The sequence below is a fragment of the Acidovorax sp. NPDC077693 genome (genome assembly GCF_044542805.1).
Taxonomy (GTDB): domain Bacteria; phylum Pseudomonadota; class Gammaproteobacteria; order Burkholderiales; family Burkholderiaceae_C; genus Acidovorax.
In genome coordinates this window covers 76,555-90,394 of the sequence record NZ_JBITVD010000013.1, presented here as the reverse complement: position 1 = coordinate 90,394, position 13,840 = coordinate 76,555, and the positions used below count along the sequence as shown (strand labels likewise).

Below are 13,840 nucleotides of genomic sequence, written 5' to 3'. Positions count from 1 at the left end.
GTCAGACGGCGTCGAGTGCCTGCACCAGGTCTGCCTGCAGGTCGTCGATGTGCTCGATGCCCACCGACAGCCGCACCATGCTCTCGCTCACACCCGCCTTGGCCAGCTCTTCGGGGTTGAGCTGGCGGTGGGTGGTCGATGCGGGGTGCGTGGCCAGCGATTTCGCGTCGCCGATGTTCACCAGGCGCGTAAAGAGCTGCAGCGCATCCAGGAAGCGCGCACCGGCCGCCCGCGGGTCGGCGTCGGCGCTCTTGAGCCCGAAGCTCAGGATGCCCGACGCCTTGCCGCCCGACTGCCGTTGCACCAGTGCGTGGTCCGGGTGGTCCGGCAGGCCGGCGTAGCGCACCCATTCCACCTTGGGGTGGCTTTGCAGGTACTTCGCCAGCGCCAGCGTGTTGTCGCAGATGCGGTCCATGCGCAGGGCCAGGGTCTCGATGCCTTGCAGGATCAAGAAGGCATTGAGCGGTGCCAGCGCCGCGCCGGTATTGCGCAGCGGCACCACGCGCGCGCGGCCGATGAAGGCGGCGGGGCCCAGCGCCTCGGTGTAGACCACGCCGTGGTAGCTCACGTCGGGCTCGTTCAGGCGCGGAAAGCGCGCCTTGTGTTCGGCCCATGGGAACTTGCCGCTGTCCACGATGGCGCCGCCCACGCTGTTGCCGTGGCCGCCCAGGTACTTGGTGAGCGAGTGCACCACGATGTCGGCGCCATGCTCGATGGGGCGCAGCAGGTAGGGGCTGGGCACCGTGTTGTCCACGATCAGCGGAATGCCGTGCGCATGGGCCACATCGGCCAGCGCGCGGATGTCGGTCACGTTGCCCAGCGGGTTGCCGATGGACTCGATGAAGATCGCCTTGGTGCGTGCGTCGATGTGCTGCGCAAAGCTGGCCGGGTCGCGCGGGTCGGCAAAGCGCGTGGTGATGCCCTGCTGGGGCAGCGTGTGCGCAAACAGGTTGTAAGTGCCGCCGTAGAGCGTGCTGGCCGACACGATGTTGTCGCCCGCCTCGGCAATGGTCTGGATCGCGTAGGTGATGGCCGCCATGCCCGAGGCCACGGCCAGCGCCGCGATGCCGCCTTCGAGCGCCGCGACGCGCTTTTCCAGCACGTCGGTCGTCGGGTTCATGATGCGGGTGTAGATGTTGCCCGGCACCTTCAGATCGAACAGGTCCGCGCCGTGCTGCGCGCTGTCGAAGGCGTAGGCCACCGTCTGGTAGATGGGCACGGCCACGGCCTTGGTGGTGGGGTCGGGCGAGTAGCCTGCGTGGACGGCAAGGGTTTCGATCTTCATGCGGAGGGTTCTCCCGTTGGATGGAATGAAAACGCTGACACGGGCGCCTGCGGCACGGTGTGTGCGCAGGCGGCAGCGGCCATTCTTGCACCGGGACGGTGCGCATGGGTCGAATCGTTGGCTATGAGCTTATGCGCTCGGCGCAGGCTGTATTCAAGCTGCATTCAGGCTCGATGCAGGCTGAACACAGGCTGACCGCAGGCGCGTTACGGCCTGCGACTATTGAATGAAAAGTGCCTTCACCGCTTGATGGACAAGCGCCAGTAGCTACTATTTTGATAGCGAATTGCCTGTGGGCCGCGCGCGGTAGAACTGCAACGGCACCGCCAGCGCCTCGGTCTCCTTGGCGTGCTGGTTGAGTACCGACTTCTTCATCTTGCCCACCACGTGCATCTCGCACGGCTTGCAGTCAAAGCGCAGGGTGAGTTTTTCCTTGCCGTTGATCAGCATCAGCGGCTCGGCCTTGATGGTGCCCTGCACGCCCGTCACGCCCTTGGCCTGCTTGGGGCACAGGCTCATCGAAAAGCGCACGCAGTGCTTGGTGATCATCAGGCTGACTTCGCCTTCCTCCTCGTGCGCCTCGTAGGCCGCATCGATCACCTTCACGCCGTGGCGCACGTAAAAGTCGTGCGCCTTCTGGTTGAACACGTTGCCCAGGAACGAGAGCGTGTCTTCGGGGTAGGGCACGGGTGGATCGACCGGCACAGCGCGCTGCAGGCGCGCAAAGTTGCGCGCGCGGCAGTCTTCCAGGTCGGCCAGCGCATCGCGGCGCAGCGCGTTGAGCACGGAGGCGGGCACGAACCAGGGCTCGGACAGCTGCAGCGCGATGTCGTGCACCGCGAAGATGGTGGCGCCGAAGCGGCCCAGTTGCTCGCGCAGGCTGGCTTCGGCTTTGGCGGGGTCCGTGGCGCTCTGGTGGGGCTGCTCTACATCGGCGCAGCCCACGTTGCCGTCTTCGTCGGTCAGCATCAGGCTGAAGCCGGCCGGCGTTTCGCTCAGGTGCGCCCACAGGCCGATGCGGCGGTCGCTGGACTTTTTCTCCAGCGTGCGCACCCAGTCCATGTCGCGGTTGCGGTTGACTTCGGTGCCCTTGCGCAGATCCTTGAAGCCGTCCATGGGGTCCTTGGGGTACACCCGCCACTGGCCCACGCTGCGCGCGGACACGGGCTCGGCCACGTTGATGGCCATGCCCACCAGCTCCTTGTGCAGGTCGTAGTAGCACAGGCCGTCGCCGTTGTGCAGCACGGTGGCGGGGTCGCTCACCTCCAGCTCGACGAAGTCCGGACCCACCTTGGTCACCCAGCCGATGGCCTGGCCCGGGTTCTTGGGGGTGTCGAATGCGCCGATGTCTTCCTTGCGGCCGGTCACGAAGTAGTCGGTGAACTCGCGGTTGAAGTTCTGCAGCGGGTCGGGCGTGAAGGTGAAGGCGGTGGCGCCGCTGGAAGAGCGCGACAGCGGCCGGCCGGCACTCTCGCGCTCTTGCAGGATCTCGTCGATCAGCGTGCGGTAGTGGGCGGTGATGTTCTTCACGTAGCCCATGTCCTTGTAGCGCCCCTCGATCTTGAAGCTGCGCACCCCGGCGTCGATGAGCGCGCGCAGGTTGTCGCTCTGGTTGTTGTCCTTCATGGAGAGCACGTGCTTGTCGTGCGCGATGAAGCGGCCTTGCGCGTCGGTCACCTGGTAGGGCAGGCGGCAGGCCTGGCTGCAGTCGCCCCGGTTGGCGCTGCGGCCGGTCTGCGCATGGCTGATGTTGCACTGGCCGCTGTAGGCCACGCAGAGCGCGCCGTGGATGAAGAACTCGATGTTGGCGCGCCCCGGTGCATCCACCGGCCCCAGCGCCTTGTGCACTGCGGCGATCTGCTGCACCGTGAGCTCGCGCGCCAGCACGATCTGCGACAGGCCCGCGTCCTGCAGGAAGCGCGCCTTCTCGGGCGTGCGGATGTCCGTCTGGGTGCTGGCGTGCAGCTGGATGGGCGGCATGTCGTCCATTGCGAGCAGGGCCATGTCCTGGATGATGAGCGCATCGGCGCCGGCCTCGTACACCTGCCAGGCCATGCGGCGCGCGGCTTCGAGTTCGTCGTCGCGCAGGATGGTGTTCAGGGTGATGAAGATGCGGCTGTTGAACCGGTGCGCGTGCTGGACCAAGCGCTCGATGTCCCGGATGTCGTTGCCCGCACCGGCCCGTGCGCCGAAGGCGGGGCCGCCGATGTAGACGGCGTCGGCGCCGTGGTTGACGGCTTCGATGCCGATGTCGGCGTCTCGCGCGGGCGAGAGCAGTTCAAGCTGGTGGGGCAGGAGGGACATGGGGCGTGATTATCCCAGCCATGCAGCGGTGTGGGGCATCCGGATGCGCAGGTCCGAGTGCGGTATTGCCACTATTAGCCCGCTTAATGACCCGCCAAGTTGCTATGTTTACATAGCATTTACGCGTCAACAGGGGCTCAGGTGGCTAGGATGCGGGGCCGCGCTGTGCCCCAAGGTGGTGCATGGCGTTGGGCCAGACCCTTTGCCACTGATCTGTATCCGGAGACTTCCAACGTGTTTCGCCGTGCTTCCCGCCTCTTCGTGCCACTGACCATCGCCGCAGTCTGCGCTGCCGCTGCCCAGGCGGCTTTCGCCCAGGACGTCCAGACCGTCAAGATCGCCCACGCAGGCCCCGTGTCGGGCGGCATCGCCCACATCGGCAAGGACACCGAAAACGGCGTGCGCCTGGCCATCGACGACCTGAACGCGCAGAACCTGGTCATCGGCGGCAAGAAGATCAAGTTCGAGCTGGCGGCCGAAGACGACGCGGGCGACCCGCGCCAGGCCACCGCCGTGGCGCAAAAGCTGTGCGACCAGAAGGTGGCGGGCGTGGTGGGCCACCTGCAGTCGGGCACCTCCATCCCTGCAGCCGCCATCTACGACAAGTGCGGCGTGCCGCACATCACGGCGGCCGCCACCAACCCGGACCTGACCAAGCCCGGCTACAAGACCACCTACCGCCTGATCGCCAATGACAGCGCGCTGGGCGCAGCGCTGGCGATCTTTTCGGCCGACCACTTGAAGCTCAAGAGCGTGGCCATCATCGACGACCGCACCGCGTACGGCCAGGGCGTGGCCTCGGTGTTCAAGGCCACGGCGCTGCAAAAGGGCCTGAAGGTGGTGGGCGAGGAGTTCACCAATGACAAGTCCACCGACTTCATGGCCATCCTCACCTCCATCAAGAACAAGAAGCCCGACGCGATCTTCTACGGCGGCCTGGATGCGCAGGCCGGCCCCATGCTGCGCCAGATGGAGCAACTGGGCTTGGGGCAGGTCAAGTTCTTCGGCGGCGACGCGCTGTGCACCGAAAAGCTGCCCGAGCTGTCGGGCAAGAGCCCCGCGCTCAAGAACGTGACCTGCGCCACGGGCGGCGCGTCCGTCGACAAGATGCAGGGTGGCGCCGACTGGAAGAAGCGCTACGACGCCAAGTTCCCTGGCCAGTTCCAGATCTACAGCCCCTACGCCTATGACGCCGCGATGGTGCTGGCCGACGCGATGAAGCGCGCCAATTCGGTGGACCCCAAGGTGTACATCCCCTTCATCGGCAAGACCGAGTACAAGGGCGTGACCGCCAACATCGCTTTCACCGCCAAGGGCGAGCTGACCACGCCTGCCGTGACGCTGTACACCTACAAGGACGGCAACCGCGTAGCGCTGAACTGATCCTTCGGCATCAGTTCCCTGCCCGCTCCAGCGCGCACTGCGCCGGGGCTGGTGCCGTAGTGGCGGCGGAACAGGCGCGCCAGGCTGCTCGCGTTGCCCAAACCCACCTCGTCGGCGATGGCCGAGAGGCTGTGGTGCGAATGGGTCACGCGCCAGTGGGCATGCTCCATGCGCATCGTGGTCCAGTGGTCGTGCGCGCTGTGGCCGAAACGCTCCGTGAACAGCCGGTCCAGCTGCCGGCGGCCGATGCCGATGCGCTCGGCGATCCCGGCCACGGTCAGGCCGTCGGCCATGGAGCTGCGCATCAGCGCCACCGCGCGCGCCACGTGGCGGCCCAGGTCCGGCCCGCCGCCTTCCATCGATTGCAAAGCATGCCCCTGGTGGCGGGGCCCGTCCACCAGCATGTCGGCCAGTCCCTTGAAGGCGCGCTCCCGGCCGCAGTGGCGTGACAGCAGTTCCGCCGCCATGTCGATGGCCGCCGTGCCGCCCGCACAGGTGATGCGGTCGCGGTCAAAGCAATAGATCTGCTCGCTGGCCACCGCGATGCGCGGAAAGGCATGGCGAAACTCGGCCACATGGCGCCAGTGCAGCGCCACCCGGCGGCCTGTGAGCAAACCTGCCCCGGCCAGCAGAAAGCTGGCGTTGTCGATGGCCACGAGCGGCACGCCCCGCGCGGCGGCCCGGCGCAGCACCGCCCCATGGGTGTGCACATGCGCGAGCGACGCTTGGACCGTGCGGCTGCCAAACACCACCAGGTAGTCGTAGGCCGCCAGGTCCACCGCGTCGGCCGCGGTGTCCACCGACACCTGCACACCGCTGCTGGACACCACGGGCGCGCCGTCGATGCCCATCAGCGTCCAGGCGCAATAGCGCTGGCGGCTGCGGTCCTCGTCGTCGGCCGAAAAGCGCAGCTTGTCCAGAAACGCGCCGAAGGGCAGCAGCGCGAAGTCGGGCAGCGGCATCAGCAGCAGGCGCACGTCGGGGCGGGGAAGGGGGCTGGCGTCGGCGGGCAGCATGGTGGTGTCCAATTCAGTATTGATAATAGCCAGATTGGATTCGCCGCAGTGGCCACCGCCACCTAGACTGCGCACATGTTTCAGAGGAATGGAATGGTGCGGCGATGGACTTGAAGATCTGGCTCGTCTACCTGTTGGCGGTCGTCGGGCTGTCGTTGACCCCGGGGCCCAACAGCCTGCTGGTGCTGGCCCATGGCGCGCTGCACGGGCGCGTGCGCACGCTGTGGACCATCGCGGGTGGGGCGGTGGGGTTCGTGGGCCTGATCGGGCTGTCCATGCTGGGCATCGGCGCGCTGCTGCAGTCGTCGGCCCACGCGCTCACGGCGATGAAGTGGGTGGGTGGTGCCTACCTGGTGTGGCTGGGCATCCAGCTGTGGCGGGCACCGGCGATGCAACTGCAGGAGGTCCTGCCCGCGGCGGAGGCCATGGACCCGGCCGCGGGCACCCGCTCTGCCACCGGCGCCAGGCTGTGGCGCCAGGGCCTGCTGGCCGCCATTTCCAACCCCAAGGTGCTGCTGTTCTACGGCGCCTTCTTGCCGCAGTTCATAGCGCCAGGGCGCGACCTGTGGCTGCAGTTCGTGGTGATGGCGGGCACCTTCGCGGTGGTCGAGTGCCTGGTCGAATTCGGCCTGGCGAGCCTCGCGCACCGCATCCGCCCCTGGCTGCAGCGCACCGGCAAAAAGTTCAACCGTGCCTGCGGCGGGCTCTTCGGGCTGATGGGCGCGGCGCTGCCCCTGACACACTGACATGCGCTGAACCGTACCGAGAGGCCCACAGGCGCACGCACTGCGCGCAAGGAGCGGGCCGTCCCGGTTTACAGTGCAGTCCTGCACAGCACAGGGAGCACAGGCATGCGGGGATTGTTCGGTTTGGTGGGGCTGGTCGTGGTGCTGGCCATCGTTGGCATCGTGGCCAGGAAGCAGCTGTCGGCCACGCGCGCGCCAGCGGCGGCGGTGCAGCAGGCGCCTGGCCCGGGCGTGGGCGCATCGGTGCCCGTGATCAACCCCACGGGCAATGTGCGCGAGCAAAGCCAGCAGGTGCAGCAGCAAGTCCAGCAGCAGCTCGACGACATCATGAAGCAGCGCGCCCAGAGCCTCCCTGAAGCCGACAAGTGATGCGGACATGACAGTGGCAGTGGTGTCGAGCGACGAAGACGGCATGCGCCTGGCGCTGGCCGAGGCGCGGGCCGCTGTGGCCGCGGGCGAGGTGCCCGTGGGCGCCGTGGTCGTCAAGGACGGCCAGGTGATCGCCACCGGCCGCAATGCCCCCGTGCAGTCCCACGACCCCACGGCCCATGCCGAGATCGTGGCGCTGCGCGCTGCGGCGCAGCGCCTGGGCAACTACCGGCTCGACGGCTGCACGCTGTACGTCACGCTGGAGCCCTGCGCCATGTGCAGCGGTGCCATGCTGCATGCGCGCCTGGCGCGCGTGGTGTACGGCGCCACCGAGCCCCGCACCGGCGCGGCAGGCTCGGTGCTGGACCTGTTTGCGCACACCGCCATCAACCACCAGACCGGCGTGCACGGCGGGGTGTTGGCGGCCGAATGCAGCGCGCTGCTCACCGGCTTCTTCGGCGCCCGGCGCAACCAGCAGCGCGCCGATGCACGGGCCCGCCACCCTTTGCGCGACGATGCGCTGCGCACGCCCGATGCCGCCTTTGCCGATCTGCCGGGCTACCCGTGGGCACCCCGGTACGTCAGCGACCTGCCTACCCTGGCGGGCCTGCGCATGCACTACGTGGACGAAGGCCCGGCGGATGCGCCCCGCACCTGGCTGTGCCTGCACGGCAATCCGGCCTGGAGCTACCTGTACCGGCACATGCTGCCGGTGTTTGTGGCCGCGGGCGACCGCGTGGTGGCGCCCGACCTGATCGGCTTCGGCAAGAGCGACAAGCCCAAGAAAGAGGCCGTGCACCAGTTCGAGTGGCACCGCCAGGTGCTGCTGGAGCTGGTCGAGAGGCTTGACCTGTGCAACGTGGTGCTGGTGGTGCAGGACTGGGGCGGCATCCTGGGGCTGACCTTGCCCATGGCCTGCCCGGACCGTTTTGCGGGCCTGCTGGTGATGAACACGGTGCTGGCCACGGGCGATGCGCCGCTGCCTGACGGGTTTGTCGACTGGCGCGCTATGTGCCGCGACAAGCCGCTGTACGGCGTGGGGCGCCTGCTCGCACGCGGCAACCCGCACCTGACCGCCGCCGAATGCGCGGCGTACGACGCGCCGTTTCCGGACAAGGGCTATCGCGCCGCGCTGCGCGCGTTCCCCGAGCGCGTGCCGGACCGGACCGATGCGCCCGGTGCGGCGCTGTCTCGCCAGGCGCGTGACTTCTGGCAGCACCAGTGGCAGGGCCAGAGCTTCATGGTCATCGGCGCGCGGGACCCGGTGCTGGGACCCGCCACCATGCACGGGCTGCACCGCCACATTCGCGGCTGCCCCGCGCCGACGGTGCTGCCAGACGCCGGGCACTTCGTGCAGGAGCAGGGCGGCGCGATCGCCCGGCAGGCTGTGGAATACTTCTCGTTTCCCGGGGCCGGCCGCTCTGCCGGCTGACCTGGCCCCGCACGACCCCTCTTTTTGACGGAGCAGGCCCCTTCACGGCCTGAGCGCTTTGCACGACCACGCACACGATCACCACCACGATCACGACCATTCCGAGTGCAGCCACGACCACGGCCCCCAGCACATCTACATCTACTCGCCCTCCAGCGCGGTGCGCGACAAGGCCGCGTTCAAGCGCGGCATCGCCCGCCTGAAGGCCCTGGGCCACGAGGTGGAGGTGGACGTGGACGCGCTGGCCACGCACACCCGCTTTGCGGGCGACGACGACACGCGCCTGGCCGCCATCCACCGCGCGGCGGCCAGCGGCGCCGATGTGGCGCTGATCTCGCGCGGCGGCTATGGCCTGTCGCGCATCCTGCCGGGCATTCGCTACAAGGCGGTGGCCAAGGCCATCGCGGGCGGCATGCGCTTCGTGGGCGTCAGCGACTTCACGGCGTTCCAGATGGCGCTGCTGGCCAAGACAGGCGCTACCTCGTGGGCGGGCCCGTCGCTGGGCGCCGACTTCGGCGTGGCGGGCGAGCCGGACGACATCATGGAAGCCTGTTTCGACGACCTGCTCACCGGCCACGGCGAAGGCACGGGCTGGCGCATGAACAACGAAAAGCCCAACGCCACCACCGGCAAGCCCGCAGTGCCCAACGTGTACGTGAAAAGCGCCACGCTGTGGGGCGGCAACCTGGCCGTGCTGGCCTCGCTGGTGGGCACGCCGTACCTGCCGGCCATCAAGGGCGGCGTGCTGTTCATTGAAGACGTGCACGAGCACCCCTACCGCATCGAGCGCATGCTCACCCAGTTGCTGCACGCCGGGGTGCTGGCCCAGCAAAAGGCCGTGGTGCTGGGGCAGTTCACCAACTTCAAGCTCGCGCCCCACGACAAGGGCTACAAGCTGCAGTCGGTGGTGGACTGGCTGCGCACGCAGATCAAGGCGCCGGTGCTGACCAACCTGCCGTTCGGCCATGTAGAGACCAAGGTCTTGCTGCCCGTGGGCGCCACGGTGTCGTTGTCGGTGGAAGAGCGCGACGCGCTCATCTACTGGGGGCACCAGAGCTGACGCTGCCCATGGTGGGCTGGGTGCCAGCGCGGCGCTCAGTGCATCGGGGGCAGATGGGGTGCCTGCGGCGGGCGCGGCGAGCGCGGCAGCTGGCCCTGGAACAGCAGGGTGAGCTCGTCGATGGTCCGCTGCGCGCTGACGTCGCCGCGCAGCAGCAGCAGGGTCTTGAACAGATCGATGCGCAGGTACCACAGCGCCTCGATGTCCGCGGCATAGCGCAGGCGCATGCTCATCCGGGCGACTTCGCACCCGGTCGTGCCCATCAGGCTTTGCAGCATGGCCCGGCGCACGTCCTCCAGGCCCTGGTCGCGCACCCACGCCGTGGACGACGGCTTGTCACGGCCGAGCAGGTCGTGCAGGTTGTTGCGGACATTGGGCTTGTTCCAGCGCATGGTGGGGAAAGTGAGGCAGGGTTTTTGTAACAGGGCCGGCCAAATTAAGCGGGAGCTCGCATCGGCGCAAGGGTGTTGCTCCTGTTTTTGCAGAAAGACAACAAATCAAGCGGATTTGTTGCCAACTTTTACGCAGTTCGGGTCGCCGTCCTGCTGGCGGGCCGGCAAACCTGCCCGGTACGAAGCCTGGCCGCCTGGCGCAACGATTCTTGACGGTTTTGTGTGTGCGCCGCCAGGGAGCTTGGTCTAAACTGATTCACATGATGTTACTAATAGGCCAGCGTTCATGAGTGTGCTCTCAACGATGGTCTTCGCGGACATATCGGGCAGTGCGGCGCTGTACGAAGCTTTGGGCAACGAGCGGGCTGCCGAGGCGGTGACGCAGGTCACGCAGTGGATCAGCGGCACCATCGAGACCCACGGCGGGCGGGTGGTCAAGACGCTGGGTGATGGCGTGCTGGGCGTGTTCGGCGATGCGGCCGGCGGCGTGTCCGCCATGGCCACCATGCTGCGCCAGCACAAGCTGCGGCTAGGACGCTGGCCCCAGCCCCTGCGCATGGACATCCGGGTGGGCGTGGCCAGCGGCGAAGTGATCGACGTGGATGGCGACTGCTATGGCGACGCCGTCAACGTCGCGTCCCGCCTGTGCGAGCGTGCCGGCCCGGCCGAGATCTGGGCCACCGAGACCACGGTGCTGCTCGCAGGTGCCGCGCCCGACGTCTGGTACCGCAAGCTCGGCATGATGGAGATCCGCGGCAAGGCCGAATCGCTCATGCTCTACCAGGTCGAATGGCGCGAGGACGAAGCGCCCGACTCGCTCACCATGCAGGCCGCCCTGGTCAGCAGCTTCGCGCCCGCCGATTCCATCCTGGGACAGATCCAGTTCTCGTGGCATGGGGTGGACATGTCCTTCAGCTCGTCGGACGCACCGGTGCATGTGGGGCGCGCCAACCACGCCCAGCTGTGCATCAACGACCCCCGCGTGTCGCGCCTGCATGCCCGCATCGACTGGCGCAACAGCGGGTTCCTGCTGACCGACATGAGCAGCTTCGGCACCTGGGTGCGCTTTGACGGCAGCGACGCGCCGGTGCGGCTGCGCCGCGATGCCTGCATCCTGCACGGCACCGGGCAGATTGCGCTGGGCGTGTCGTTCAACGAGCCCAGCGCACCGGTCATGAACTTCCAGGTCGCAGGTGCGAACGTCCACCTGGGCTGACGGCCGGGCCCCCCTTTTGGCATGCGCGCACCCGCCGCGCCGGCCCCTTCAAGACAGTATCGGAGACAGATCAATATGGCATGGATGAAGCGGACCGCCGTCGGCCTGGTGGCGGTGGCGTTGCTCGCCGGGACCGGCGCAGGGGTGTATGTGCAGCGCAGTTTTGCGGCGCTGGACGGCAAGCTCAGCGTGGCGGGCCTGGCCCAGGCGGTGCAGGTGCAGCGCGATGCGGCCGACGTGACGCACGTGCGGGCGCAAACCCCGCAGGACGCGTGGTTTGCGATGGGCTACGTGCATGCGCAGGAGCGCACCTGGCAGCTCGAGTTCAACCGCCGCGTGATGCACGGCGAGCTGTCCGAACTGTTCGGCCCCGCCACGCTGGAGACCGACAAGCTCATGCGCGCGCTGGACATCATGGGCGTGGCGCGCCGCCAGTATGCGGGGCTGCCGCCATACGCCAAAGAGGCGCTGCAGGCCTACAGCCAGGGCATCCACGCCTTCCACAACCAGCGCCCGCAGGCGCTGCCGCCGGAGTTCCTGCTGCTGGGCGCCAAGCCCGGAGGCGACCGGGGTGCCGTGTGGGAGCCCGAAGACAGCGTGGGCTGGGCGCTGATGATGGCGCTGGACCTGGGCGGCAACTGGGGCACCGAGTTTGCGCGCCTGTCGGTGGCCCGCACGCTCGACACCGACCGCTTGTGGCAGCTGATGCCGCCATACCCTGGCGAGAAGCCCGCCGCAACGGCCGACCTGGCGGCGCTGTACCGCCAGCTAGGCGTGTACCGCGCGGCCGGGGCGGGCCCCACCGCGGCCGTGCCGGGCTCCGCAGCAGAAGACGTGGCCGGTGTGGCCGGGCGGCAGGCCCAAGGCCCGCTGTCTCGCCAGATCAGCGCCGGCATGCTGGCCTGGGCCGACGAGCTCACGCGCAACGCGGGCACCAACGAGGGCAAGGGCAGCAACAACTGGGTGATCGCTGGCACGCGCACCGTGAGCGGCAAGCCGCTGCTGGCCAACGACCCGCACCTGGGCCTGTCGGCCCCCGCCATCTGGTATTTCGCGGGGCTGCAGGCACCGGCCGGCAAGGCCGCCGACGGCACGCCGATCGCGCCCATCGACGCGGTGGGCGCCACCTTGCCGGGCCTGCCCTTCGTGGTGCTGGGCCGCACCGACAAGGTGGCCTGGGGCTTCACCAACACGGGGCCCGATGTGCAGGACCTGTACCTGGAGCAGATCAACCCCGCCGACCCTATGCAGTACCGCACGCCCGACGGCTGGGCGCCCTTCACGGTGCGCAACGAGACCATCCGCGTCAAGGGCGAGGCCGACGTGAAGGTCCCGCTGCGCAGCACGCGGCACGGCCCGGTGCTGAGCGACGCGCAGAAGTCGCACGCCGAGGTGCTCGACCTGGGCAAGTACGTGCTGGCGCTGCGCTGGAGCGCGCTGGACGACGACAACCAGACCGTGGTGGCGGGCTTCAAGACCAACCAGTCCAAGAGCGTGGACGCGCTGTTTGCGGGCTTGGCGCACTACCACTCGCCCATGCAGAGCGTGGTGGCGGCCGACGACCAGGGCACCATCCGCTTCAAGGCCGCAGGCCGCGCGCCGCTGCGCGATGCCGCCAACGACATCCGCGGCGTGGCCCCGTCGCCGGGATGGGATGCGCGCTACGACTGGAAGGGCTGGATACCGTACGACCAGACCCCGCAGGACGACGGCAGCAAGGGATGGATCGCCACCGCCAACCAGCGCGTGACGGCCCCCGACTACCCGCACTTCCTGACCCAGGACTGGGCCTTGCCCTACCGCTACGACCGCATCGCACAATTGATCGAAGCCACGCCGAAGCACGATGCGGCCAGCATGCAGGCCATCCACCGCGACATCACATCGCTCGCGGCGCGCCGCCTGCTGCCGTACTTGCAGCAGGCACAGTCGTCCCATGCGTTGGCAGCCGCAGCGCAGAAACAGCTGCAGGGCTTCGATGGCGTGATGGATGCGAACAAGCCGGCCCCGTTGATCTTTGCCGCCTGGACGGACGAGCTGGCCCGCGGCCTCATCGTCCCGCGCATCGGCGAGGACCGCTTCACCGCCACCTACGGCAAGCGCGACTACCGTGCGGCGCTGGAGGGCATCCTGGAGCGCAACGACACCTGGTGGTGCCAGCCCGCGACCTGCGCCGAGCAGTCCGCCGCCGCCCTGGGCCGTGCGCTCGACCGCCTGCAGGCCGCCTATGGCGCTGACCCGGCCCAGTGGCGCTGGGGCGCGGCACACCCCGCGCTCAGCGTGCACCGGCCTTTTGGCAACGTGCCCGCCCTGGCCCGTTTCTTCGACGTGAGCGTGCCCTCGCATGGCGACGGCTACACGGTGAACGTGGGCCAGTACAACGCGGGCGAGGCCAGCGGCCCGTTCGTCAACCGCCATGCGGCATCGCTGCGCGCGGTGTACGACCTGGCCGACCTGGAGCAGTCGCGCTTCATCTACCAGACGGGCCAGAGCGGCCTGGTGTTCTCGCCGCGTTACCGCGACATGAGCACCACCTGGGCGGCCACCGGCTACCGCGGGCTGCAGCGCGAGCCCGCACGCTGGGTGCATACGCTCACGCTGACCCCCGACACCGCTGCGAAGTGACGCGGCCTGCAA

11 protein-coding genes are annotated in these 13,840 nt (G+C 68.4%); 7 read left to right on the top strand and 4 right to left on the bottom strand.

Translation table 11 applies throughout. The annotated features are described in order from the left end of the window. Position 1: 1 nt before the first annotated feature. Positions 2 to 1,285, bottom strand: coding sequence for an O-acetylhomoserine aminocarboxypropyltransferase/cysteine synthase family protein (locus tag ACIGHN_RS18955; protein WP_056421236.1), 1,284 nt, complete (start codon positions 1,283 to 1,285; stop codon positions 2 to 4). Between the two features lie 270 nt (positions 1,286 to 1,555). Continuing rightward, a complete protein-coding gene (locus tag ACIGHN_RS18950; RefSeq protein ID WP_396505566.1) occupies positions 1,556 to 3,589 on the bottom strand; it encodes a U32 family peptidase in 2,034 nt (677 codons plus the stop codon). 267 nt (positions 3,590 to 3,856) lie between these two features. Between ACIGHN_RS18950 and ACIGHN_RS18945 the strand changes: the two genes are divergently transcribed. After that, a complete protein-coding gene (locus ACIGHN_RS18945; protein ID WP_396505627.1) occupies positions 3,857 to 4,972 on the top strand; it encodes a branched-chain amino acid ABC transporter substrate-binding protein in 1,116 nt (371 codons plus the stop codon). Here ACIGHN_RS18945 and ACIGHN_RS18940 read toward each other — a convergent pair. Further along, the gene (locus tag ACIGHN_RS18940; RefSeq protein ID WP_396505565.1) at positions 4,939 to 5,988 is read right to left on the bottom strand and encodes a GlxA family transcriptional regulator; all 1,050 of its coding nucleotides are present in this window, start codon (positions 5,986 to 5,988) and stop codon (positions 4,939 to 4,941) included. The two genes, ACIGHN_RS18945 and ACIGHN_RS18940, sit on opposite strands and share 34 nt — an antisense overlap. Positions 5,989 to 6,092: 104 nt before the next feature. Between ACIGHN_RS18940 and ACIGHN_RS18935 the strand changes: the two genes are divergently transcribed. The 4 genes from ACIGHN_RS18935 (at position 6,093) to ACIGHN_RS18920 (ending at position 9,595) form a co-directional block, all read left to right on the top strand. Next, a complete protein-coding gene (locus ACIGHN_RS18935) occupies positions 6,093 to 6,734 on the top strand; it encodes a LysE family translocator (RefSeq protein WP_396505564.1) in 642 nt (213 codons plus the stop codon). A 105-nt stretch (positions 6,735 to 6,839) separates the two neighbouring features. After that, the gene (locus ACIGHN_RS18930) at positions 6,840 to 7,103 is read left to right on the top strand and encodes a hypothetical protein (RefSeq protein ID WP_056421240.1); all 264 of its coding nucleotides are present in this window, start codon (positions 6,840 to 6,842) and stop codon (positions 7,101 to 7,103) included. Positions 7,104 to 7,110: 7 nt separating this feature from the next. Continuing rightward, on the top strand, positions 7,111 to 8,535 hold the full coding sequence (tadA, locus tag ACIGHN_RS18925) for a tRNA adenosine(34) deaminase TadA (RefSeq protein ID WP_396505563.1): 1,425 nt from the start codon (positions 7,111 to 7,113) through the stop codon (positions 8,533 to 8,535). 58 nt (positions 8,536 to 8,593) lie between these two features. Further along, entirely contained in the window at positions 8,594 to 9,595 is a 1,002-nt protein-coding gene (locus ACIGHN_RS18920; RefSeq protein WP_396505562.1) for an LD-carboxypeptidase, read from the top strand. 35 nt (positions 9,596 to 9,630) lie between these two features. Here the strand turns inward: ACIGHN_RS18920 and ACIGHN_RS18915 are convergent, their stop codons facing one another. Further along, positions 9,631 to 9,987 carry a hypothetical protein gene (locus tag ACIGHN_RS18915; RefSeq protein WP_396505561.1) on the bottom strand — a complete coding sequence of 119 codons (357 nt, stop codon included), beginning with the start codon at positions 9,985 to 9,987 and terminating at the stop codon, positions 9,631 to 9,633. A 286-nt stretch (positions 9,988 to 10,273) separates the two neighbouring features. On the opposite strand from ACIGHN_RS18915, the gene ACIGHN_RS18910 reads away from it, so the two are divergent. After that, the gene (locus ACIGHN_RS18910; protein ID WP_200912474.1) at positions 10,274 to 11,203 is read left to right on the top strand and encodes an adenylate/guanylate cyclase domain-containing protein; all 930 of its coding nucleotides are present in this window, start codon (positions 10,274 to 10,276) and stop codon (positions 11,201 to 11,203) included. Between the two features lie 75 nt (positions 11,204 to 11,278). Beyond that, on the top strand, positions 11,279 to 13,828 hold the full coding sequence (locus tag ACIGHN_RS18905) for a penicillin acylase family protein (protein ID WP_396505560.1): 2,550 nt from the start codon (positions 11,279 to 11,281) through the stop codon (positions 13,826 to 13,828). Positions 13,829 to 13,840: the final 12 nt, after the last annotated feature.

Coding starts and splice junctions, on each gene's coding strand:
- ACIGHN_RS18955 (WP_056421236.1), bottom strand. CDS start 1,285: ATGAAGATCGAAACCCTTGCCGTCCACGCAGGCTACTCGCCCGACCCC.
- ACIGHN_RS18950 (WP_396505566.1), bottom strand. CDS start 3,589: ATGTCCCTCCTGCCCCACCAGCTTGAACTGCTCTCGCCCGCGCGAGAC.
- ACIGHN_RS18940 (WP_396505565.1), bottom strand. CDS start 5,988: ATGCTGCCCGCCGACGCCAGCCCCCTTCCCCGCCCCGACGTGCGCCTG.
- ACIGHN_RS18935 (WP_396505564.1), top strand. CDS start 6,093: ATGGACTTGAAGATCTGGCTCGTCTACCTGTTGGCGGTCGTCGGGCTG.
- ACIGHN_RS18930 (WP_056421240.1), top strand. CDS start 6,840: ATGCGGGGATTGTTCGGTTTGGTGGGGCTGGTCGTGGTGCTGGCCATC.
- tadA (WP_396505563.1), top strand. CDS start 7,111: ATGACAGTGGCAGTGGTGTCGAGCGACGAAGACGGCATGCGCCTGGCG.
- ACIGHN_RS18915 (WP_396505561.1), bottom strand. CDS start 9,987: ATGCGCTGGAACAAGCCCAATGTCCGCAACAACCTGCACGACCTGCTC.
- ACIGHN_RS18910 (WP_200912474.1), top strand. CDS start 10,274: ATGAGTGTGCTCTCAACGATGGTCTTCGCGGACATATCGGGCAGTGCG.
- ACIGHN_RS18905 (WP_396505560.1), top strand. CDS start 11,279: ATGGCATGGATGAAGCGGACCGCCGTCGGCCTGGTGGCGGTGGCGTTG.